The organism is Burkholderia sp. WSM2230 (assembly GCF_000472445.1).
Taxonomy (GTDB): domain Bacteria; phylum Pseudomonadota; class Gammaproteobacteria; order Burkholderiales; family Burkholderiaceae; genus Paraburkholderia.
Genome location: NZ_AXAJ01000001.1, coordinates 278510 through 301530, shown reverse-complemented (window position 1 = coordinate 301530; position 23021 = coordinate 278510). Strand labels below are relative to the sequence as shown.

Annotated in this window: 19 protein-coding genes; 9 read left to right on the top strand and 10 right to left on the bottom strand. The window is 61.2% G+C overall.

The genetic code is table 11. The features are described from left to right. Nucleotides 1-39 precede the first annotated feature (39 nt). The 4 genes from A3AC_RS0101320 (at nt 40) to A3AC_RS30840 (ending at nt 4780) form a co-directional block, all read left to right on the top strand. Entirely contained in the window at nt 40-1338 is a 1299-nt protein-coding gene (locus A3AC_RS0101320) for an LVIVD repeat-containing protein (RefSeq protein WP_025596669.1), read from the top strand. 13 nt (nt 1339-1351) lie between these two features. Beyond that, a complete protein-coding gene (locus tag A3AC_RS0101315; protein WP_025596668.1) occupies nt 1352-2854 on the top strand; it encodes a hypothetical protein in 1503 nt (500 codons plus the stop codon). 42 nt (nt 2855-2896) lie between these two features. Next, entirely contained in the window at nt 2897-4528 is a 1632-nt protein-coding gene (locus A3AC_RS0101310; protein WP_025596667.1) for an LVIVD repeat-containing protein, read from the top strand. Nucleotides 4529-4594: 66 nt separating this feature from the next. Next, complete coding sequence (locus tag A3AC_RS30840) at nt 4595-4780, top strand: hypothetical protein (protein WP_035474435.1); 186 nt, start codon at nt 4595-4597, stop codon at nt 4778-4780. Nucleotides 4781-5023: 243 nt separating this feature from the next. On the opposite strand, the gene A3AC_RS0101300 is transcribed toward A3AC_RS30840, so the two are convergent. The 3 genes from A3AC_RS0101300 to A3AC_RS28940 all read right to left on the bottom strand — a co-directional run bounded on the left by A3AC_RS0101300 (nt 5024) and on the right by A3AC_RS28940 (nt 8116). Next, the gene (locus tag A3AC_RS0101300) at nt 5024-5965 is read right to left on the bottom strand and encodes a helix-turn-helix domain-containing protein (protein WP_025596666.1); all 942 of its coding nucleotides are present in this window, start codon (nt 5963-5965) and stop codon (nt 5024-5026) included. Between the two features lie 390 nt (nt 5966-6355). Further along, nucleotides 6356-7045 carry a type 1 glutamine amidotransferase domain-containing protein gene (locus A3AC_RS0101295; protein WP_025596665.1) on the bottom strand — a complete coding sequence of 230 codons (690 nt, stop codon included), beginning with the start codon at nt 7043-7045 and terminating at the stop codon, nt 6356-6358. Between the two features lie 171 nt (nt 7046-7216). Beyond that, nucleotides 7217-8116 carry a LysR family transcriptional regulator gene (locus A3AC_RS28940; protein WP_035474432.1) on the bottom strand — a complete coding sequence of 300 codons (900 nt, stop codon included), beginning with the start codon at nt 8114-8116 and terminating at the stop codon, nt 7217-7219. A 105-nt stretch (nt 8117-8221) separates the two neighbouring features. On the opposite strand from A3AC_RS28940, the gene A3AC_RS0101285 reads away from it, so the two are divergent. The 3 genes from A3AC_RS0101285 to A3AC_RS0101275 are packed head-to-tail and all read left to right on the top strand — an operon-like array spanning nt 8222 to nt 9955. Beyond that, on the top strand, nt 8222-8956 hold the full coding sequence (locus tag A3AC_RS0101285; RefSeq protein WP_025596664.1) for an SDR family NAD(P)-dependent oxidoreductase: 735 nt from the start codon (nt 8222-8224) through the stop codon (nt 8954-8956). Between the two features lie 13 nt (nt 8957-8969). Next, entirely contained in the window at nt 8970-9362 is a 393-nt protein-coding gene (locus tag A3AC_RS0101280; protein ID WP_025596663.1) for an SDR family NAD(P)-dependent oxidoreductase, read from the top strand. Continuing rightward, nucleotides 9359-9955, top strand: a complete 597-nt coding sequence (locus A3AC_RS0101275) for an NADPH-dependent F420 reductase (RefSeq protein ID WP_025596662.1) — start codon at nt 9359-9361, stop codon at nt 9953-9955. Before A3AC_RS0101280 ends, A3AC_RS0101275 begins: the two co-directional genes overlap by 4 nt. Nucleotides 9956-10129: 174 nt before the next feature. Here A3AC_RS0101275 and A3AC_RS0101270 read toward each other — a convergent pair whose 3' ends face one another. Both A3AC_RS0101270 and A3AC_RS0101265 read right to left on the bottom strand, forming a co-directional pair. Further along, nucleotides 10130-12001 (bottom strand): serine hydrolase domain-containing protein, encoded by a 1872-nt coding sequence (locus A3AC_RS0101270; protein WP_025596661.1) that lies wholly within the window; start codon nt 11999-12001, stop codon nt 10130-10132. Nucleotides 12002-12747: 746 nt separating this feature from the next. After that, entirely contained in the window at nt 12748-13878 is a 1131-nt protein-coding gene (locus A3AC_RS0101265) for an alpha/beta fold hydrolase (protein WP_025596660.1), read from the bottom strand. A gap of 493 nt (nt 13879-14371) precedes the next feature. Between A3AC_RS0101265 and A3AC_RS0101260 the strand changes: the two genes are divergently transcribed. After that, complete coding sequence (locus A3AC_RS0101260; RefSeq protein ID WP_156924559.1) at nt 14372-14959, top strand: TetR/AcrR family transcriptional regulator; 588 nt, start codon at nt 14372-14374, stop codon at nt 14957-14959. 182 nt (nt 14960-15141) lie between these two features. Here A3AC_RS0101260 and A3AC_RS0101255 read toward each other — a convergent pair whose 3' ends face one another. From A3AC_RS0101255 to A3AC_RS0101240, 4 genes are all read right to left on the bottom strand, one after another. Then, nucleotides 15142-15405, bottom strand: a complete 264-nt coding sequence (locus A3AC_RS0101255) for a PAAR domain-containing protein (RefSeq protein ID WP_025596658.1) — start codon at nt 15403-15405, stop codon at nt 15142-15144. Nucleotides 15406-15424: 19 nt separating this feature from the next. Further along, nucleotides 15425-16669, bottom strand: a complete 1245-nt coding sequence (locus tag A3AC_RS0101250) for a T6SS immunity protein Tli4 family protein (protein ID WP_232231875.1) — start codon at nt 16667-16669, stop codon at nt 15425-15427. Between the two features lie 76 nt (nt 16670-16745). Then, nucleotides 16746-18467, bottom strand: a complete 1722-nt coding sequence (locus tag A3AC_RS0101245) for an alpha/beta hydrolase (RefSeq protein WP_232231874.1) — start codon at nt 18465-18467, stop codon at nt 16746-16748. A gap of 36 nt (nt 18468-18503) precedes the next feature. Beyond that, nucleotides 18504-21194, bottom strand: a complete 2691-nt coding sequence (locus A3AC_RS0101240; RefSeq protein WP_084515333.1) for a type VI secretion system Vgr family protein — start codon at nt 21192-21194, stop codon at nt 18504-18506. On the opposite strand from A3AC_RS0101240, the gene A3AC_RS30305 reads away from it, so the two are divergent. After that, nucleotides 21193-21483, top strand: a complete 291-nt coding sequence (locus tag A3AC_RS30305; protein ID WP_156924558.1) for a hypothetical protein — start codon at nt 21193-21195, stop codon at nt 21481-21483. The genes A3AC_RS0101240 and A3AC_RS30305 overlap by 2 nt on opposite strands. Before the next feature lie 212 nt (nt 21484-21695). Here the strand turns inward: A3AC_RS30305 and A3AC_RS0101235 are convergent, their stop codons facing one another. Continuing rightward, nucleotides 21696-23012 carry an MFS transporter gene (locus tag A3AC_RS0101235; protein WP_025596654.1) on the bottom strand — a complete coding sequence of 439 codons (1317 nt, stop codon included), beginning with the start codon at nt 23010-23012 and terminating at the stop codon, nt 21696-21698. Between the last annotated feature and the right edge of the window lie 9 nt (nt 23013-23021).

The following is a 23021-nucleotide window of genomic DNA, read 5'->3' as shown; positions in this document are numbered from 1 at the left end:
GGCCAAGTGCCCCTCGCCGATCAAAACAGCGGCCGATCAATGGTCGGCTATCGCAAAGGCATGACGCTCGTCGGCCAGTCCACGCTGATGGACCGGGGCGCCAACATGCAACTGGCCTGGTACAGGGACTGCGCCTACGTCGACAACGGCTCGGCGGGCGACCACCCGCTCGAAGGTCTGGCAGTGCTGGATGTCAGCGATCCGGCGAAGCCGTCCCTCGTCAAGATCGTCTCGAGCCCGACGGGGCGCAATAGCTGGGAAGGACTGGAAGTCGGCGCGGCCACCGGCGTCATGGTGGCGTTTGCCACCTCGCGCACGGCGCCGCTGTACACCAGCCTGTTCGGCACCAGCAACCCGAGCGTGGAAGCCGTCGCCGCGGACGCGCTGGACGTCTACGACCTCTCGCAAGACTGCCGCAACCCCGTTCGCGTTGCGACGCTGAGTACGCGCGATTTATTTCCGGGCGGCATGCACGGCCTGAAGATCTCTCCGGACGGCAAAACTGCGTACATTTCGACGATCAAGGCTTCGTCCGCATCAGCATCGCAAGCCACGCTTGCGGCCGTTGATCTCTCGGTGCCCTCGGCCCCGAAGGTCATCGCCACCTGGAACTGGAACGACGATCCGGACAACACGGGTGCCGAGGCCTGGCACGATGGCGACATCAGCGCGGACGGCAAGACGCTCTACTGGGGCACCGTCGCCAGCTTCGCGAACGAGCCGGTCAAACACACAGGAGTCCGCGCGTTCGACGTGTCGGCAATCCAGAACCGCTTGACCAACGCGTCATTCAAGCTGCTCGGAAAAGTGGACTGGACGGACTGCGGCGACTCGCAAGGCCACACGGTTCAATTTGCGAACATCAAGGCCACGCCGTACATCTTCGCTGGCGCTGAATGCCAAGGTGTGCAGTACCACGTCATTCCCGTGAGCGACCCCGCGCACATGACGGTCGCCGCCACCTATACGACCGAGGCCAGCGACCCGAAAAACGCCGCCGCTGTTAGCAATGACAACATCACGTACTGGGGCCACTACACCGGCGTCGACAACGTATCGGATGCCACCACCCTGTTTGTCACGTGGTACGGCTCCGGCTTGCGTCTGCTCGACATTCGCGATCCGTTGCACATTAGGGAGTTTGCCTACTACAACCCACCGGCGCATCCCAACAACGTCTTTTGCGGCCTGATGTGCGCCACGAAGAGCGAGTATCTGATGAGCGATGTGCACTACGACACGAGCTTCGGAAACGTCTGGTTTGCAGGGGTGAACGGGGGGTTTTACGTCGCGCATATCACCGCGTCTGCCGGTCCAAACGGGTTGGCGGTACATTGATCCGGTCGCGGCAATGTCCCATCACTATCCACAGCGGCGCCTTCTGGGTACTTACGAAAAGAACAGCTTCGTCGCCCTCGCCGGCGCTATGCCGTCGGCGGTCTATGCCCATGCCTTCGGCGCAACTTATACGCTGCCGTTGCCGCTCTGGCTGTACTTGTACGCCTGCGTCGCGGCCTTGGTGGCGTCATTTGCGGTTGCCATCGTCATCGGCCAGGACGGACGTTGGCTCGGCGTGCTGTTCGAGTGGCAGCCGGGCAATCGCGCGCCCGGCAATCAGCGAATTGCTCGCTCTGGTCCTGATTGGCTTCGCGCCGCGTGGGTGGCAGCACTGCTCGTCTGCGCCGCGAGTGGCGTGGTCGGCTCACAGGTCGCCAGCGCGAATGTGAGCATGACGCTGTTCTGGATACTGTTCGTGCCTGGCTTCCAGTACCTGTGCGCAGGCTTCGGGGATCTCTATGCCGTCATCAATCCGTGGCGGACCACTGCGCAAATCCTGCGCATCCCGCAGGTCTCCCACCGGACGACGCGACACGCCGATTCACGCGGTTACTACGTCGCGTTCGCTTTCCTGTATGGGCTGATCTGTATCGAGCTGTTTGGAACAGGCAGCCCTCGCGAACTCGGCATCGCGCTGCTTGCCTACACCCTGATCAATCTGCTTGGAGCCTTCGCCCTCGGCTCGCGCGTCTGGTTTGCAAGCTTTGAGGCTTTTGCGGTCCTCTTCAACATCGTCGGGTCGCTTTCCGTGCTGCGCCCGTCAAAGCGCGAGCTGAAAATCATCAACCCGATCATGGTGCCGCGCGCACATGGCGGCGTACTGCGCGCCCCTCCGACCGGGCTCATGTTGTGCATCCTGTTTCTGCTGTCGTCAACGGCCTTTGATGGCTTCCGTGACACGCGTGTGTTTGTCGATATCTACTGGGTGCACATCTACCGGCTGCTCACGCCCTGGGTGGGCCCGGACATCACCAGGTCCTTTCCGCTCCTGCAGTCGGGCTACCACGTGTTGCAGTACATCGCGCTGCTACTGTCTCCATTGCCGTTTGCATTGGTGCTCTGGCTGGCTTGCCTATGCGGCAAGGCCATGCTGCGCACGAACATTTCATCGGCCGTGCTGTCGCACGCCTTCTCTCCGGCGCTCATTCCCGTTGCGGTCGGATACAACGTCGCGCACTACTTCACGTTGGTCGTCTCGCAAGGGCCGGATATCGTGAGGCTTCTGTCGGACCCTCTCGGAAGCGGCTGGAACCTCTTCGGAACCGCTTATCACCACCCTTCGGCGTGGATGCTCTCAGCGGACGTGGTCTGGCACATCCAGGTTGCCGCGATCCTGGCCGGCCATGTGGTCGGCATTCTTTTCGCGCACCGCATCGCCCTGCAACTCTTCGGCACTGGAAAGACTGCGGCCTTCAGCCAATTCCCAACACTTGTCGTAATGCTGCTCTACACCACGTTCGGACTCTGGCTTTTGTCGGCACCGTTCGCGGGCGGTGGAATGGCCGTTGTTCGATGAAAGAGTTCTACATGTTCTTGTTGAATATAAACGGAGACAAAGATGAGGCTATTGAATCGAGCGGCGATCGCCATATCGCTGAGTTCGCTCGCACTCGCCGGTTGCGGCGGCGGGTCAGATGAAACGGTCGCAGCCGCACCGAGCGTATCGGTTTCGGACTACGTTGTTCCCAAGGTTCAAAGCTGCAGCATGGGCGATACGCCGGAGACCGCGCTGCAAGGTCAGGTGCCCGCTGCGCTTCGTCAGTCCGGTTTTGGCGGCTTCAGTTGCAATCTGAAACTCGTCAGCCAGGTTCAGGGGGAAGGCGCGTCGTGGTCTTCTGCCACCTACACCGATAAGAAAGGCCAGACCTGCTTCTATCACTCGACGATGGGCAGCCCGATGTTCAACAATCCGGAGGCGCCGCCGCGCGTGAACCCGGGGGTGCCGGTGATCAACATTACCAACCCTGCACAGCCTGTGCGGACGAGCTCATTAACCTCCACGTCGATGATGGACCCATGGGAATCGCTGCGCGTGAACATCGCGCGGGGCATCCTGGCCGCAGACAACGGTGTGAATGGCGGCGGCGGCCCCGAGATCGATCTGTACGACATTGCTTCGGACTGCACGTCGCCACAACTGCTTGCCAGCGTTCCGGTCGGCACGGGGGCAGACGGCGGCATCGTCCCCGCCAGCAAGGCACTGGGCCACGAAGGTGGTTTTTCGCCGGATGGCTTTACGTACTACATCGGCGGTAGCGCTGCCAAAGCGTACTACGCCGTCGATCTCACAGTGCCGACGCGACCGAAGATGATTTCCGCGATCAGCATGGCCGACCTCGGATTCGGCACCTATTCCCACGGTCTCTCTGTTAGCCGCGACGGCACCCGCGCTTACTTCGTCGGGGGCGGAAACGGCGGCGCCGCGAGCGGGATGGGAGAGCCGCCGCTGAACAATCCCAACGCAACCGGAGACAACGGATTCTTCGTTGTCGATACGAGTGAGGTGCAAAGCCGGCGCCCCAATGCGCAGATGCGTCGGATTTCGACGGTGCCGGTTCGAGATGGCAGCTTCGCTCAACACGCGATCTCATTTTCGGTAGCGGGCAAGCCCTATCTCGTGGAAGTGGATGAAGGTGGATCCGGCGGTCTGCAAGACCCCGGAGCGACCAGCGTCAAGGCCGCCTGCAATGCGGGCATGACGCCGTTCCCTCTGGCTCATATCTATGACATGTCGAACGAAGCTTCGCCCACGCTCGTATCAGAGCTGCGGCTGGAGACGCACGCGGTCGGGAACTGCAGCAAGGTCATCCCCGACATCCTCGGCCTGGCTACCTTTACGTATGGTTCTCACTACTGCAGCGTGGACAACCGCGAGAACGCCACCGCACTGGCTTGCAGCTACTTCAATTCGGGCGTGCGCGTGTTCGATATCCGCAACCCCTCCAGGCCTAGGGAAATCGCGTACTACAACCCGGCTTCCGCGAAATCTCCCGGCGCGGGTTCCGCGCATCTCATGTTCGGTCAGTACCGCGCAGGCGGCCCGGACTGGTGCAGTTCGCGCCTCGACTTCGACTTTGACCGGCACCTGCTGACCACCGCGTGTCAGGACAACGGCCTGCTGGTCCTCGCATTCGAGAACGGCACCTGGCCATTCCCGCAAAGCACGAAGGCGACCGAGACGGGCAATTAACATGCAGGAACCACTCCCTCGAGCCTCGCTCGAGGGCAACCCCACAAGGTCGACACGGAACCCTTCATGCAGCAACGCTTGAGCATTACCACGCTGGTATTGCTAGCCGCACTCGCCAGCCCAGTGACATGTTCCGGTTACGAGTCCGACGTGCACTTCGGACTCACGCTCTGGCTCGCAAAGCAAGCCGGATTCGCCGCACGCGAAGCCGAGGCCATTGCGCTCGCCGATCAGCGCATCGATGCGGGGTAGATCGAGTACATGACCTCGCCTTTGCAGTACGCGTGTCTGTCGCGTTTCCCGCCCGATGCCATGGATGCTCAGGCTCGGCACTACCCGAGCCAGCGCAAGGTTCCGGCTGACGCGCAAGACCGGTCAGTCGAGCGATCCTCAGCGGGTATATCACCCATGCGATTGCCATCAGGAGCCAGGAGCTCGCCGAAAGCGCCATCGTCAACCAACTGCCACTGCTCGTTCTGACGATTGCGCTGACGATCAGCGGCCTGTGGATTCTCTCGCTTCCTCTCGCATGAGGACCGTGGATTCGAGCCTGAACTCGGAGGGCGACACGCCCCAACGCTTGCGGAACGTCGCCGAGAAATGACTCGCCGTCGAAAAACCGCAGTTGAGCGCGGCTTCCGTAATGTCGCATTGCCCGCTGGTGATCAGGTTGCGCGCTGCCTGCAAGCGGCTCTCGATGATGTACTGGTGCGGCGTCAGCCCGTGGGCCTTCTTGAAGCTTCGGATGAACGAATACAGGTCACCCGGATAGTCCACCGCATTGGCCACTGTCAGGAGCGTCAACTCCTCCTGGAAGTTGTCCTGAATGTACTCTGCAGCCTTTTGCATCATGACCGTGTGCGCGTATTCCCGCGGCCGCCGACGCGATTCCAGGTACACCATCCGACGCAAGGCCGCGGCTCCCAGGGATTCCGCGTACATCGGCCCGAGCGGCATGCCGGCGAGCGCATCTTCATGGAGGCTTCTGACAATCTGCGTGAGCAGTTCGTCGCTCACGTCGAACCGGGGGGCGATCGAGACGCATTGCTCGCCCGTCACCGTGAGCGCACCGGATCGGGCCAGCCAGGATGATTCGAAGTGGACCGTGACCCACTCGGCCTCATTGGCCCATCGGCTGGAAAATGAAAATCCAGCCGGAACGTAGATCAACGGCGTTCGAAGCCGCCTGGACGCCCAGCCGCTGCCGTCCATTCGAAGCTCCAGATCCGTCGGCACTCGCAGGTACATCGCCAGGATGGTGCCGGTTGCCTCCAGATCGGGGACTTCCGATGCACCGGCGACACAGTGCTCCACCGAAACGGCGCACAGCGACGACGCGATCAAGCGCCGTCTCCACTTCGCAGGCGGCTGCCAACGCACCCGGCTGCCGTCGGGAGTGATCGCGCACACGTCGCTCATCGCCGGCTGGCTAGTCACGCCTCCTCCTCTGTCTGTTCGTTAGGGGTTCTCCGGAAAACGGCGTCTGCCGCTTCAGTTATCGATCGACTTTAGGCGTCCATTCTTACTCGAGTCTTACCCGCGTGCCGATGGGCGATCGATATCCCACCGTTCCCGCACGTCACAGTCAACACTGACCATCGGGGCCGCCGAAGTCACGGCTCGCCCAGGCCGCGATCGAGCGCTGCTGCTGGCAGACTGGGACACGATACGACGAAAGCGTCTATCTACTGAAATGAAAATTGGCGAGCTTTCCGAGCGAACCGGGATCGCCAGGTCCGATATGGCGAACTGGCAGCACGGCCCGATGCGCGACACATTGCGCCAGAAGGTCCTTAGGCCCCTGGGCTTCGCTAGACCTCGCTTCCCTCAGTCTCCGAGCATTGCCGCGACCTGCCTGGCAGTCGCCTTCGCTGACTGCGGATTCTGGCCGGTCACGAGGCGTCCATCGGTCACGACTTTGGAAACGAACGGGATGAGCGCCTTCTCGTAGAGCGCGCCGCGGCGGATCATTTCTTCCTCGGCGTTGTACGGTACCTTTTTGGCGACGCCAGCCAACACTTCCTCAACCCATGAGTAGCCCGTCAAACGACGCCCCGCAACCAGCAGATTGCCATCCGATAGCCTGGTGTTGAGCAATCCGCAGTAGCCGTGGCAGACCGACGAGACGATTCCGTCACGCTCGTAAACTTCTCGCGTAATCCGCTGCAAGGCTGCGTCGTCGGGAAAGTCCCACATCACTGCGTGGCCGCCGGTGTAATAGATGGCATCGAAATCGGCCGGATTGATTTCGTCGGGCGCGGCGGTGTTTGCAAGTAACTGCTGACGGCCACTGTCCTCGAGCCATTCCTCGACGGACGCGTCGGCGAGCGGCCATTTGAGCGACCTCGGTTCAAGCGGTGACAGACCGCCCTTCGGACTCACCAGTTGCTGCACATATCCCTTCTGCGCAAAGATATGCCACGCATGACTAAGCTCCGACAGCCACAGCCCGGTCGGTTCCGACTGATCAGCGTAATGCGCGACATTACTGACGACGAGGAGTATCCGTCTGGTCATGATGGGTCATCTCTCTATATTTTTCGCGTGGAAAATCGCGGTGCAGACTGCACGATAACCTTCAGGTGAACTCGAGGGTCAAGGTTGTTCTGATCGAGCGGCTGGATGCTGCGACTGCAGCGGACGGATATCAACGATCGCGCGTTACGATGGTCTTGGTCTTCCCACCTTTTAAGAAGGCATATGATTGCCGAGGAGCTCGACCAGCCGTGTCTCGCACCTGGAAAACGAGTACCCGCGCCGATGCGAGACCATGAACGTGAGGGGGCGCATGTGCCATGCGCGCCGTTGAAGTTCGACAAGTGTTCCATTCGCAAGGTCTTCCGCAACCATATGATGCGGCATGTGCCCCCAGCACAAGCTTCCCCTGAGCAGATCGTGCTTCGCCCCGAGGTCATTCACGCGCCACTGGCGTTCACTTGCGACGCCCTGTTGTGTCTTTTCTGCATCGGGCTGATTGTCGGTTACGACGAGCTGGATGTGCCGGCCAAATTCCTCCCGCGGAATCGGCCCCGCGATTGCAGCCAGCGGATGCGATGGCGCACAGACGGTCACCATCTGCGCTTCACACAAATGCTGCCTTTCTATGGTGCCTGGGCTCAGCTCTGGGACGTCCGTGATCGTCACCGCCAATGCGCACGCGCCTTCGAGAACCAAACGCTCGCCGCCCTGCATAGTCGTCATGCGCAGATTGATTGCAACCGTTGGAAAGTCCGCCTGCACAGTGCGCAGGCATTCAATCAAATGCGCACGCGGAAAATAGGTATCCACGGCAATCGAGACCTGTGGGACGCCAGCCTCAGCAATCGCAACCGCACGCATCTTCATTTCCTCAGTGCGTGAGATTACGCCACGCGCATCAGGCAGGAGGCTGCGGCCCGCCGCCGTAAGCGTCGCTTTGCGAGTATTGCGCTCGAACAGCACCACATCGAAGGCACTCTCCAGCGCGTTGATTGCGTGACTGATCGCCGACTGTGCACGCCTCAACTCCCGTGCCGCTCCTGAAAAGCTTCCCTGGTCACACACGGCGACGAACGCCCGAAGTTGATTGATGGTGACGTTGTCGAGCATATATATCTAGAAAGTAGATGGCACTTATAGATATTCAGTCAATTGGCTTCATCAATCAAGGGATTCAGAATCTGTTTGTCGCTTTTGTTTCGAAGGATGCATGACATGAACAGACTGAATGGGAAGACCGCGGTGATCACCGGTGGCGCTACCGGCATTGGCCTCGCTGCGGCAAAGCGCTTTATCGAGGAAGGCGCTTTCGTCTTTATCTTCGGCCGCCGGCAGGAAGCGCTCGACGCCGCTGTGGCCGCCCTCGGATCCAATGTCCGCGCGGTGAACGGCTCGGTCTCGGATCTAGCCGACCTGGACCGACTTTACGCGGCGGTGAAAGCTGAGCGCGGAACTCTCGACATCGTCTTCGCCAACGCCGGGGCGGGAAGCCCGCTTCCGCTCGGCCAGATCACCGCCGAGCACATTGACGAAACCTTCGACACCAATGTGAAGGGCACGATCTTCACGGTCCAGAAAGCGCTGCCGCTGATGGGCCCGGGCGGTTCGATCATCCTGACCGGATCGAGCGCCGGTACCACGGGTGCCCCAGGATTCACTGCCTATAGCGCGAGCAAGGCGGCAGTACGCAACCTTGCCCGGACCTGGGCGGAAGACCTGAAGGGCACTGGCATCCGCGTCAACGTGTTGTCGCCCGGGGCGACGGCGACCGAACTCGCCAAGGAAGCGCTGGGCGAGGAAGGCCAGAAGGCCTTCGCCGCGATGACTCCGCTCCAGCGCATGGCCGATCCGGCGGAGATCGGAGCGGTGGCCGCCTTTCTTGCGTCGTCAGACAGCAGCTTCATGACCGCCAGCGAAGTCGCCGTTGATGGCGGCCTGGCGCAACTCTGAGGAGAAAAATCAAATGACACAATCACTAAAGGGCAAAACAGCTCTCGTTACCGGGGCATCGCGGGGCATTGGCAGCGCCATCGCCGAACGTCTTGCAAAGGACGGTGCGACGGTCGCGCCGAACTACAACGCCAGAAAATCCAGCGCGGACGAGGCGGTCGCGGCCATCGGGAAAGCGGGAGGCACCGCGTTCGCGATCCATGCGGATCTCGTTGACCCCGCAACCATTCCTGCTTTGTTCGACAAGCCCGACGACGAATTCATCCGGCGCAACGGAAGCAGGGCCCTCGACATTCTCGTCAACAACGCCGGCAATTCCGGATGGGTTGGCTTCAAGGACGCGACGCCCGACAGTTGGGACACCCTGATGGCGGTCTACGCCCGCGCGCCAAGGAGAATCTTATGAGCTACGCAATCATCGGCTTCGGCAAAATCGGCCAGGCGCTGGCCAAGGCCTTTGCCCGCAGCGGCATTGAGGTGTCCGTTGCAACCACTCGCGCCCCGGCGAGCTTTGCATCCGATGCGGCCGCGATCGGACCCACGATCATTCCCAAAACCCTGGCGGAAGCTGTCAAGGCGGACATCATCTTTTTGGCTGTCCGCTTCGAGTCACACCCGGAGGTCGCAAAGGCGCTGCCCGGCTGGAAGGGAAAGATCATCATCGATGCGATGAACACGCAGGCCCCGCTTGAGGAACTGGACGGTCTCCCATCCTCAGCCTTCGTCGCGAAGACGTTCACCGGAGCCAGGCTGGTGAAAGGTTTCAACCATCTGGTCGCTGCCGTCCTTGACCGGGACCCGGCCGCACACGGTGGCAGGAGAGTCGTGTTCCTGGCGAGCGACGATGACGACGCCGCGGCGGAGATTGGTGCGCTTGCGGAAAAGCTCGGTTTCGCACCGATCCAGCTTGGCGGGCTCCCGGAAGGTGGATTGCTTGTGCACGCGCGCGGAAAAAGCTGGGGGCAACTGATCTTCAAGGACGTGATCAGGTTCGACTGATGAGCAACGGTTTCCGGACATTTCGCTGAGTCGAATGGCCGATTGCCGGGCACAACCGACATCTGAACGTCCGAACGGCAAGGTGGAGGAATGCGGCGTCATCGCCGTATCCCGACCGACGATGCCGTCGTCGCCCGAATGCTAGAGGAAGGCTTAATCGAGGACTGAGCGCCGTCAGGTCCGCGCGTAGATAGAACTGCCGATGGTCAGTGTCGTCGCACTCGCCGACGCGAAACGGATGTCGTACAGGTCGCGACCAAAATTTCCCGGCACCTTGACCGACATGCCGCCGAGCGTATCGCTCACCGGCACGAAGAGTTCATAGCGAAGATCTTCGTTGCCGTACAGCACGTAGCCCGGAAGTTCGGCGAGTGTCGCGAAAAACGCCGGCGGATTGCCGAGAACGGCAATCGGCACGGCGCTCGGCGAATCGTTCGTCAATGTCCATTGCGTGCCGAGGCGTTGCTGCCACGCGCTGTCGAGCGGCGCGAGCGCTGCGAGTTGCTGACCGACCGGCAGCGTCAGATACGCGTAGCCTGCGCCCGGCACGACACGCTTCATCAGATAGCGATAGTTGAACGCATTTCCTTCGCTGTCGTTGCCCGATACGACTGCAAAGCGATATGACGCTGCCGTGTCGGTATCGCTCCACCACCAGCCGTCGCTGCGATACCGGTATGCGCCAATCTGCGCCCAGCCTCGCGTATGAGCGTCCCACTGGTTGATCTGTAAACTACCGTCCGCGTTGGCGAGCACCTGATACGGCGAATCGGAATTGCCGTAGACGCCCGCGCCGTTTGCAATGCCCGGTCCCGATGCAACCGGCGGCGCCGTGGTACTGATCTTCGCTGGCAGCGACGAGATCGTGCCGTCTTCCTTCAACGCGGACAGCACCAGCGTTTCCGCAATCGCGCGAGCGTTGTATCCCGCATTGCCGGTGATCAGCAGCGCTAGCTGCGAGTTGGGCACAACGAAGAATTCGGTCGAGTAGAACGCAGTGCCGCCGTCCTTCTCCCAGCCGGGCACGCCCGCTGCGTTCAGCGCCGGCTGTACCACGGAGTCCCAGCCGAGACCCCAGCGCCACTCGGGCGATGGGTTGATCGTCAGACTTCTCGTCTGGTCTATGCCCATCTCCGCGATGCCCGCAGCCGAGACGATGCGCTGTCCTTCGAACATGCCACCGCCGTAGATCATCTGCGCGAGATTCATCATGTCAGCGGGTGTCGAACTCAGTCCGCCGGTAGCGTACGCATTGACGAACTCCTGGTGCTGCGTGCCGTTCACGTACGGCAGCGAGAACGATCCGCTGGAAGGCACGCTCGTCAGATAGCTGGAGTGCGTCATCTTGAGCGGCGCGAGAATCTGCGACTGGACAAAGTCCACGAAGCTTTGGCCCGTCACGGCAAGCACGATCTGCTCGACCATCGTGAAGCCGTCGTTGCAATAGACGGCCAATTCACCGGGCAGATGCTTCAGGTGCGAGTTGGCGAGCTCGGCTTGCGTGTCGGCGGCGTAGCCGGCGACTGGCTCAAATGTGAACAGGTTGCGCCCGTTCGTGCCGGGCAAACCGGACGCATGCGACAGCAGATGACGCGTGGTGATCTGCGCGTATTCCGGCGAGAGCATCGTGAATGTCGGTAGATATTTGACGATCGGCGTATCGAGCGCAATCAGTCCGCGATCGACGAGGATCGCCGCCGCCAGAGCCGGGAACAGCTTACTGACCGAGCCGATGTTAAAGCGCGTCTGCGGCGTTGCCTTGATCTGCCCCGGCACCGACGCCAGCCCGAACGCCTCCTGCCACACCACCGTATTGCCCTTGACCATCGCAACCGAGATCGCCGCGACCGGACTCGACGGATCACTCACTGCCTGCTGGATCATCTGTTGACCGAGCGCAATCGTCTGCTGATAAGGCGTCGAATGGACGTCGTCGTTGCCGCAACCGGGCAGCACTGTCGCGAGTAATCCGGCGCCGGTATAGCCGAGAAACTGTCGCCGCCTTGCGCTGAAAAGAGCTTCGAGCTGGCGTTTGCACCTGGCCATGGCATTCTCCTCTCTTGAGTTCCAACACCTGCAAGAAGCGGCTTGGTTTCAACACGGCGCTGCCAAAGCGGTAAAGATAATCGTCGCGATCCGGCGCAGTGGGACGGCGATTTCAATGCGCTACCCTGTGCGAGATCATAGCTGTGCGGTGCGGGCGCGAGTAGCGGCATGTCGAGATGCCATGAAGCTTTGGCTCCAGAGTGCGCACACCGAGAACCAGACACGCGGTCGTCAAGCGGCAATAGCGCCGATAACAACCCGCCTTGTGCGAATCTGCCAACGCTGCAAGCGGTTGGAAGTACTTCTGCGCCCTGTGTCTACCCTGATTACGTGAAAGGCTGATAAAGCACCGTTCCGTCTGGCAATCGAATAGCCGTTTGCTGGGCCGGAGTTATCATCGAAGGTTTAAGCGACGCGACAGACGAACCGCGCTTCATGGCCCGGCCGCTGCCCGATGCAATCGGCCGTACGCGACCCGGAGCGGTCCTTGGGCCCGAAGCGAAACAGGTGTCCGGTTCAGAACGTCTCTCGGTCGTTGAGTCATCTAGCTCAACTCATCGTCATCAAGACGTCGTTGAACATCGGGAACGATGCGTCACTCTCCGATCGAGGACAGCTCGCCTGGAAGATCAACGCCAGACCCGGACCACCCAACCCGAGCGCACCACTGAAACGTGACGGACCTGACGGAACGGTGATCTGGAAGCCGGGCAACATATTCAGGAGCTACGACAGGCATTCCCCTACTAACCGCGGGTGTGGTCGGCCCCACCCGCCTCCCTGGTGAAGGCGAGCAGGAGTTCGCTGAGCCGAACCGGCTGCTCCTGTTGGATCCAGTGACCGGCGCCGTCGATAAGCTCGATGTCACCCATTCGCGTCGCCGCCTTCGTCCTCATAAGATCGAGCGCGCCCGGCGCCGAATAGGTGCCCCAATCGCTCTTGCCGCCGATAAAGAGCGACGGGACATCGATCGTCTTGCCAGAAAACAGGCGCAACTCAGCGTTCAGGTCAGGATCGGAAAAGACGCGATAGGCCTGCAGGGCGCCCTGAAACCCCGTTCGCCCATACTCCTCCGTGTACACCCCAAGTTCCTGCTCGGTGAGCCATTTACAGGCGAAAACCTCGGCAGAGGAAGGTTGGAACGGAGCGACGGTCTCGGGCATCGTCTTGCCGAGCTCCATGACGTAATAGGTGGGCATTTGTGCGAGTTCTGCGGCGGTTAGCGCCTTCAACGGATGCGGCTTGTTTCCCGGCCAGTCGGCGCTCTTGACGTAGAAAAATGCGCGAAGGAACGCGTGTAAGCCTTGAGGCGGGTGCCACATGTCATGGTTCGCCTTCCGCGTGCTCAAGTATTGCTGGTAATACTCTCTCGGCGGATCGAGCGCCGCCAGCGCCGTCGCTAACTTCTGATTGCCATTGTTCGGTTGAGCCGACGATACCTCGCTTTGCGCAATGTTGAACGGAAGCGCTGGCGCACCGGGAAACGGTGCGCTCATCAGCACCACCGAGGGAAAGACGTCAGGTCGGGCCAGCGAGCAATAGGCGGCCACGGGCGAGCCCAGGTCATGCCCGACGAGCATTGCCGTACGCCGATACCCCAACGCCAAAACCAATCCAAGGGCGTCACGCGTCATGTTCAGGAGGCTGAAGGGCGCCAGCGGAGCGTCATAGTCGTTCACCCAACCGGTGGTGCGGCCAAAACCCCGCTGGTCGGGCGCCACGACATGGTAGCCCGCGTCGGCCAGAATCGGCATCAGGTGTCGCCAGCCGTAAGCCAGATCGGGAAAGCCGTGCAAAAGCAGTGCGAGCGGCCGGCCGGGGCTTTCGTAGCCAGCCTCGAGGATATGGACATCGAGGCCGTTGACCCCGTGGATCATGCGCGAGCGGACGCCCTTGGGAAGCGTTTCCTCGCCATACGTTGATGCGGCCAAATCAGTTCCTCCTATGACGTTTGCACGGGCGGGTCGAAGCAAAGCCGCCACCAGGCTGGCCGCGCCCATCGCCAGGACGGCTCGTCGGGACGCCGACGGCTTAGGGCCAGGTGGATTACTCATGACGGAACGCACCTTCCGCGGGCCGGCGCTGTCTTCAGCTTCCGCGACAGCGCACGCAGCGAAGAACTCGCACTGCGGCCGTGCAATCGAGGACGATCAGCCCCGAGATGAAGACGCTCTACATAGCGCGAGCGAGTCAGCCCGCATGCTTCGTCCGGAGTTGTTCCTGCCGTAATCTGGGCAGGCTGCGCAGCCCTGAACGGACCTTCTTGGCTTGCGATTGGTTTGAGGGGCATCGCCAGACTCCTTATATGGTGATCACCATACTATAGCAACCACCATAGAATCATCAAGCCAAACGTGCTATGTTCACGACATGCCACGTAAGACTGACGCCCGCGCCCGCGCGATTGCCACGGCGGAACGACTGTTTCGCATCCAGGGTTACACTGCGACGGGATTGACCCAGATCCTCGAAGAGAGCGGTGCGCCCAAAGGATCGTTCTACTTCCACTTTCCACGCGGCAAGGCACAGCTCGCAGAAGAAGCAATCGATAATTACATTGCGCATCGAATCGCTGTATTGCGGAATATCTCGGCGGACACGACAGGCGATGCCCTGAAGTTTGTGCATCAGATTTTCGGCACATTCGCGGCCGAAATGGTCGCCTCGGATTTCCAGTATGGATGTCTGATGCAAAACCTGGCGAATGAGCTGCCCGCGCTCGACGCTGAGCTGACCAAACGCGTAGCGCGGGGTTTCGTCGATTCGACGGAAGTTATCGCCGGGCATTTCAGGGGGTGCGGTTTCGCGCCCTCGCGCGCATCATCTACCGCAGCGGCATTGGTAGCCGCCCTCGAAGGCGCACGAACGATCGCTCGCCTGGAACGCACGCCGGCTATATTCGAGGCGCTGGCAGATGTCAGTGTCCAAAGGTGGACTGCCCCGGATGGTGCGGTATAAGCGGCGCGGCAGCAACCTTGCGCGCATTCCGCCAGCTAGCGCTCGACGCTCAAGCGTGAAGGTCGGCGCACAAGCGGGGCGCTCATGTAAAAATGCATGACTTCACAAGGCTGGACGACGTAGTGTCAAACGCAGCCAAAACCGGGAGTCTGCGCGCTGAAACCCGCCGCACCATGACTCTTTCATTCGCCGCCAAAGGTGCTTGCCGTGGAGCGAAGCGCGGCTCCACAACTCGTCTTGTGTCCATCGAACGCAACAGCGCGGCCGCCGATCACGAAAGTGGGATCGCCTTCGATGATTACGCAACCCTGGTGGCCTGCGATCGGGCAGGTACAGACGTCACCGACACGCGCGACGGCACGGCCGTCAACCTCGAAGGTCGAATCGCCGGTTTCCACGACACCGCCATGACTTGTCGGGTCACCCACGCGAATAACGTTTCTCACGTTGTATCCTCGCACCCGTTCAGCCTTCGTTCGGCGCGGATTCGCCAGACGCGTCCGTCGGCGACTCTTTGTCAAAGCCCACCAGCTTCCAGGTGGTATTGACGGCGTGTTCCTGCTGCTTGCCTAGCACGCGGTCAAGAAAAGCCGCACGACTCGCGACACGAACCTGTGGCATCACAGTGCCCGCTGCGAAGTGCTGACGCGTCCCGCCGACAATCTCATGACCGTTGGCTTCGGGACAGGTCCACCATCCGGATTGAGGACACACGCTACCGGTTCGCGCCAGCGTTCCGAGCGAGTGCGTCGGACCCGGTTCAATGCCTGACACCTTGCCGCTGCCACCCGTCGGACGCAGTCGTATCGAATTGACTACGGCATCGAACAACCGGACGGCCTCTTCGTCAGTAAGCTTGGGGCGCGCGGGTTGGCCGTCTATACGTGTCATCCCGCTTTCGAATTCGACAGTCAGTGTGGGATCGAGCGGATCATTGATCTTGCTGCCCTGCGCTTCCCACTGGAACTGATGAACCCGGTACCCGCCGTCGGTAGGTACGGTCGACAGGACTTCCTCGCCCTCCCGACCGGCGGCAACCCGCGTGCCTTTTCGAAGATTGTGGATCGAACTCATCAAGCTCCTGTACGCATCGGGAATAGGCGCCTTCGCCATCCGCTCGAGTAGTTTTGGCTCTCCGAGCTTTGTCACGGTCGACGAGTTGACGGATACCAGTACCCCCGGCCACTGTGGAAACTTGAAGCTGATACCGGCCTCTTCGTACTGTGGGGTCTTACCGTCATCCGCAATGAAGCCATTTTTGAGGCAGAAGCCGGGTTGTGAGGGAATGTCGTCGCGATTCCTTGCGCGAAGATTGGGTAGCAATCGCTCTTTCACCCGTGGCAGCACCTTTGCCTGAAAGGTGGACTGCTCCATGTCCTGCGTCTTGAGAGTAAACAGACGATGAGGCGTGAACCAGTACGCCTCGAAACCATAGTTGTCTTCCCCAAATATCTTCTCGGACGTTATGAGCGCTTCGGCCGCCGGACCATTAGAAACAACACCCTTGAGCGTACGACCTTTAAGCTCGCTCGTTGACTTCAGGCTATCCGAGCGTCTTGCGAGCATGTCAGAAAAACCCTTCTGGTCGATATTCGTGGGTTCGGAATCAATCTGACCGAACATATATTGGTAGGCTTGCCCGCTTACTACTGCATCGGCCGGGAGATCGACCAGATAGCGGCCAAAGCAATACGTTTTGACGTTGCTCATCACAGGCTCTTTCGCGAAGCAGATTGATGAAATGAGGCTGGCACCCAACGCCAGCAGAACCGATCGTCCCAACATGTCATCCTTTGGTCGAAGGCAGCGTGCTGACAGCGGGGGCAAGCTGCACAATTTTTGCCAGGCAATACAGGACGTTGTTCAGCACGTTCTCGTCCTTGTAGCTCGCGGCGTGATCAAAGCCGGTCATGCTGAAAGCCTTAGGTTCAGGTGTTGCTTTGGAAATGAGGGCGCCTGACGAAAGGGGAACCGTGCCGTCACCCGCGTTTGTATTGTCCTGCTCCGTCGGTGACTCATGCCCCTCCAGCTTCAGCGTCAACTTCTGCTCGCCAAAGACGAGCGTTGATTTCCCGAACAAGGTGAACGATTGCGCCTTTGACATAGCCAGGCCCGTCAACGCATCGGAGCCGACGTGATCCGTCGTGGTCCACAGGACTTTTCCGAACGAAACCTGCTTCGGATCGCTCCCGTAGTGCGCGTACGTAACGGGATGACAGTCGAGCTTCACTGTCTCGTGAAAGTCCATCGCCGTCTTCAGAACCCGCTTGTATTGCATGAACGGTGCCCTGTCGTTGCCGGAAGTGAGATGCGCCGGGTCGATGAGTGTATCGTCGATCATTCCCCACCACACGTCCTGCGCCCTTTTCGAATAGATTTCCTCGTAGGGATCGGCCACCGGCAACGCCGGCATCAACTCCTTCGTCTTCCCACCGCGGTTCTGCTCAAACCGCAGCCAGCCCGGCGGGTAATGCTTCGTCGGCAGCAGTTCCAGCGGACCTGGCGAATTCGCCATCACGCAGGTGATATCGGCTGCACTCCAGCCTAGCACCGCCGCGGCCGCCATTCCGGCAAGGTCGAACCATCCGTTGGTCTCGGTGCCCGCGCGCAACCGTCGATAGACCACCGGCGCACCGCCGACAGGTTGCACGCCATGCACGACGCCAAGAATCCTGTCCTGTGCCTTCTGCACAGCACGTCGTGCAACGAGCCCGCCCATCGAGTGCGTCACGATGATGACCTTCCCCACGGGAATCCAGTACTTGCCTTTCGCGTACCAGTCCAGGGCATCCTGAATCCGTGCGACGAGCTGGTCGGACGAAGCTTCGTTGCTGCCGAGCCAGTTATAGCCGCATGCCCACACCGGGTAGTAGTAGTCGTCGAGACGCGTGAATTCATCGTCGCTCAACGGCTGCAGCTCGGTATTGACCGGGTTCCAGCGTTTCCGGACGTCCTCGTTCCTGTACTTCAGCGTCTTTGCGATCTGCCAGACCGGCAGCAGATTGTGGACCGAAGTCCCCGCGTCGGTGTACTGCTCGTTGAGTCCCATCTCCAGTTCAGCCAGCACCTTGCCATAACTGTCGAGATGCACTTCGCCCCATCCGCGGCGTTTCGCTTCTTTTTCGGTCAGCGTGAACAGGGTGCGGGGAACATGGACCGGGCCGGTATTGTCGACTTTCACCGCATCCGGCGACATCTGCTGCTGACGGTTCGCGGGCGTCTGCCGGCTTCGCCGCTGGACTTCCCCCAGACCCTGCCAGATGCCGTTGGGTGGGGTCCACGCACTCGCCCCCTCCTTCTGGTTCTTGCCGTTCGAGCACAGGTTACTGCCCATGATGCCCGGCACGAAGATTACGGGAATCACGTGCCGAGGCGGCATCACGCATAGCGCGCGCATCTTGAAGCTCTCCGGACTCGTCACGCTCTCGAAATACGGATCGCCATTCTCGTCGAACTGCAGCGGCACGCGACGACGGGCCTTCTGGTGGACTGCGGTCTCCGCATCCATTTCTGCTGTGGATGTGCTCATGTCGCCAGTCGAAAGTTAGAGTTTCGGAATCAACGTCAGTGGCCGGATTTGCGCGTCCTGCACGACGTTCTGGTTCGCGCCGTCGCTCGCCAGCTTGCCCGCGTCCCGGACAGCGCTCGTCTCGTCCTCGACGTGGTGCTGGAGATTCGTCCAGGCGCGGCCGTTACGCGTCGCCACCGCAAACTTCTCATCTGTCTTCATGGTGGAAGCAGGCATGTGCGGCAGGTCCGGGCTGCCACCACCGCCACCCGTATGCGAGAAGCCAGCCGATTCGATCCTGTGCGCGCCGCTCGACGAGGCGAGCACCTTGCCATCCGCGAGCGAATATGTGACGCCATTGGCTTTGATCACGACACTGGGCGCCTCGATCAGCAGCTCCTTGAGCGAATACAGATGCAGCCGTTCGGACGAGCCGATTTCAGCCTTGCCCTGTTGCGCCTGCACCGTGATGTCGCCCGTTCCGGCGATCAGCTTCATGCCGGCTTTCGCAAACGCCGACAGGCCCTGTGCCGCGCGCAGCAGAATCTTGCGGCCCGCACTGATGTTGGCGTCCTGGACGGCGGTGACGTCGATGTGCGTCCCGGCCGAAGCCACCACGTTATGCGGACTGGATAGCGCAATGCCGTCGGGCGCGCTCATCGCAATGGCGGCACCGTCCTGCCCGCCGCTATCCCACTGCTTGATCTGGTCGACAAGTTTTTGCTGGGGCCCGGTGTCCGTCGTGTCGGCCTCGTGCGTTTCAGACAGGCTGGCAAGCTGCTTTGCAATGGCAAGTGCCGCTTCCAGCTGGCCGATCAGCTCCTGCCGGTCCAGCACCTTGCCGGTCGCGTTCGCTCGAACATCGGTCGAAATCAGTAACTGCGCCGCGCGGATCGCACCCGAGAGGTCGGTTCTCAGCTCGAAGCCTTCCCCGCGTTTGTCGGATTTTCCTTCAGCCCGCGGATGACCGATCCACCCCTGGTTAAGCTGCGTCTTTCCATACTCGGACGAGAGCTTTGTCTTCGTCTGGCCTGTCGTGTCGTCGAACAGCAGTTCGCCGTATCCGACTCCGCCCACTTCCTTTGAGCGGATGCCGTATAACGCCGCGTTGCCGGGCAGGCTGCCTGCGCCGGAGAACTGCGTCGGCGCGTGGTTGGCTCCGTGCAGACTGGCGATCGCGATGGGCTTGTCGGGGTCGTTGTGCTGGAACAGTATCAGCACCTCGCTGCCGACTCGCGGCCACAAGGCGGCGCCCGCCTGCTGGTCAGCCCAGGGTGGCGCAAACCGGATACGGGCCGAATCGCGGGGTGTGCCGCTCGCACCCGCGACAGGGTGGTCCTCCTGCCGCGCAAAAGGAAACTGCACGGCAATCCGGCCCTGCTCGTCCACATCGATTTCCAGCCCCGGCGCGCCAACCACACGCGCAGTCATTGGCCCGACCGAGGGCGCACTGGCCGGATCGTATTCCGGCACAACCGGGATGTCCGCCCGAACGCAGCGAAAGCGGTTCAGGTATCCCGGTTCGCTCTGGTCAATACCCTTCAGGCCGTTCCCCGGAGATTGCGGCAGCAGGTTGTTGTGGACCTCGATCTCGACGGAAGTCAGCACGAACCGGCGTTGCGTGCCAGAGTGCTGGTCGATCTCGACGTGGCCCGACAGGGAAAACACAGTGCCTGCGGCGCCACTGAACGCACGCACCACGCTTTCGCCGGAGAAGTACTTGGACCGCAGCTCATGCGCCTGCTGGCGCCGGCGGTTGATCTGCCGGTAATGCTCGCCGCTGTCCGCCAAGTGAGGCGAGTCGTAGTGGTACTGCGTCAGCGTTGCACTGAGCGCCTTGCCGTGCTTCCCCTGGTCCTGGATGCTGGTTTCCTCGACCTGCTGGACGCGGCCGGTGCGATAGTCGGACGAACCGCCAAGCACTCCGCCCGAGGTGACGCTGCGATGTGCCCGAAACGACGTGACCGTGTCGTCCTTCTCGGTGGCATCCGCGCGATGGAACCGGACGGTTCCGGCGGGGTTGTCCTTCCACGAATGCGGATTATCGACCAGATGCAGCGTGTGTATCGGCCAGCCATCGTTGATCGAGTGCGAGAAGTACCAGCTGATGCCTTCCTGCCGCCACAGGCGCATCAGGAACGCGGCGTCGCTCTCGCCAGCCTGCATCGTGAAGGCGCGCTTCGGATAGCTTTCCTGGAGACTGCCGGTATCCAGCCTGAACGCGCCGGCGAGCACACCGTTGCCCTGGATGTGTGCAGTCAAAATGTCGTTCGTGATGTCGATGACTGACTTCGACGGAAACACGCGCCAGGTGACGCGCTCGCGCAGGACGGACAGCGCGTCTTCGCACGTCAGTTCACTGAGCACGAAGCCGCCGTCGGACGCCAGTTGGTCCACGCCGGTCACGATCGCGCAGACGGTCCGGCTGCTGCCGGTGAAGTCGGTGATCTGGAACGCGACGGGCACGCCGGTCACCGCCTTGAGGGGCAACCGGATGTCGGTGGACAGGCACTGCAGCCTGTAATGAAGCGGTTCGCAGATGCCTTCACTACCGGTCAGCCGGTAAGGGAGCAACGCGTTTGCGGGTAACCCGGCGTCGGGCGCGAACTGCGTCTTGAGCAGCCGTTGCGACTGCGTGAAGTTCGACAGCAACTGGTCAAACTGCTGGAACGCCTCCGAAAGCCCCGCCAGCGCGTTGGGGGCTGGAGTCAATGACGATATCGGCATGATCTCATCGGCAACGCAGCGCGCCTTTGGCCCGCCTCGTTCTTGCCGCCGGAAGGATGACTTTTTGGGAAACCGCCTGCTGGCGGCCGTTTTTAATACACCAGACCGTTCAGCTACGGGAATCTTGCGTTTACCGATATTTGCTGCGTATTCATGCGATCACCCCGTCTTGACAAAGCTTCGCCATACCTTGGTATGCGCCCGCGATTTTATCAATTCTTCATACAAGGAAATGTTAATTATTATTGGTTGGCAGATACTAAAAGGACAAACCATGCGATATGCATAATTGCCCATTCCCACACCCGCAGTAAATCCGAATGGCGAACGCATTGGTTTGCTACCGTTCAGCGACCGCAATCGCGCCGGATCGCCAGCACTTCCTGGCCGGGGTCCAATTGCAGCGCATATGAACACCGACCTGTGGCCGACTATGGCCCGCCGACCGGTGCAAGCCCGGCCCGGAGCCGGGCTTGCTGAACCGCGCCAATGCGGTGGATGTCAGACCGAGGCCGCCGATGCATTGCGACGCGCACCACGCCGGTACAGTCCGAGCGTCGCGCAAAGACCGCAGAACGCTGCAAAACTCAGCCAGTAACCGGGCGCCGCCTTGTCGTGGGTGACCTGAATCAAATACGTCGATACAGCCGGCGTGAAGCCGCCGAACACCGCCGTCGCGAGACTGAACGCGAGCGAGAACCCGGCGACGCGCACTTCGACAGGCATTACTTCGGTGAGCGCGGCGACCATCGCGCCGTTGTACATGCCGAAGAAGAACGAGAACCACAGCAGCACGATCAGCATGCGTGCGAAACTTGGTGCATCGGCGAGCCATGAGAGCGCCGGATACGCCGTGAAAATCGCGAGCACGGTAATGGCGAGCAGCAGCGGCTTGCGGCCGATACGGTCGGAAACCGTGCCGCCGATCGGCAGCCACACGAAGTTTGACACTGCGACGAGCAGCGTCACCATCAGGCTGTCGGCGGTCGACAGCTTGAGCACCGATTTGCCGAACGTCGGCGTGTAGACGGTGATGAGATAGAACGTGGTGGTAGTCATCGCGGTGAGCAGCGTGCCGGCAACGACGACGCGCCAGTTGCCGAGCAGCATCGTGAACATCTCGCGCGCCTGCGGACGGTGACGCCGCGCCTGGAATGCGGCGGTTTCCTGCAAAGAACGGCGCAGCAGGAACAGGAACGGCACGATCGCGCAGCCGATGAAAAACGGCACCCGCCAGCCCCATGCGCCGATCTGCTGCGCGGTGAGCCACTGATTCAGACCATAGCCGATCGCGGCCGCCATCAGAATGGCCACCTGCTGGCTCGCGGACTGCCAGCTCGTGTAAAAGCCCTTTCTGCCGGGCGTCGCCATTTCCGCGAGATAGACCGACACGCCACCCAGTTCCGCGCCCGCCGAAAAGCCCTGCAGCAAGCGTCCGAGCAGCACAAGCACGGGCGCGGCGAGGCCGATCGTCGCGTAACCGGGCACACACGCAATCAGGATCGTCCCGCTCGCCATGATCGACAGCGTGACGATCAGCCCGGTGCGGCGCCCCACCTTGTCGATGTACGCGCCCAGCAAGATCGCGCCGAGCGGCCGCATCAGAAAGCCCGCGCCGAACACGGCGAAGGTGAGCATCAGCGAGGCGAACTCGCTCGTCGACGGGAAGAAGATCTTCGAGATCGATGTCGCATAGAAGCCGAACAGAAAGAAATCGAACTGTTCGAGGAAATTGCCGCTCGTGACGCGCAGCACGGCGGCGGCGCGGGTCATGGAAGAGCCGCCGGACGTGCCGGCAATCGGTTCTGCGGGGTTCATGTTGTTGTC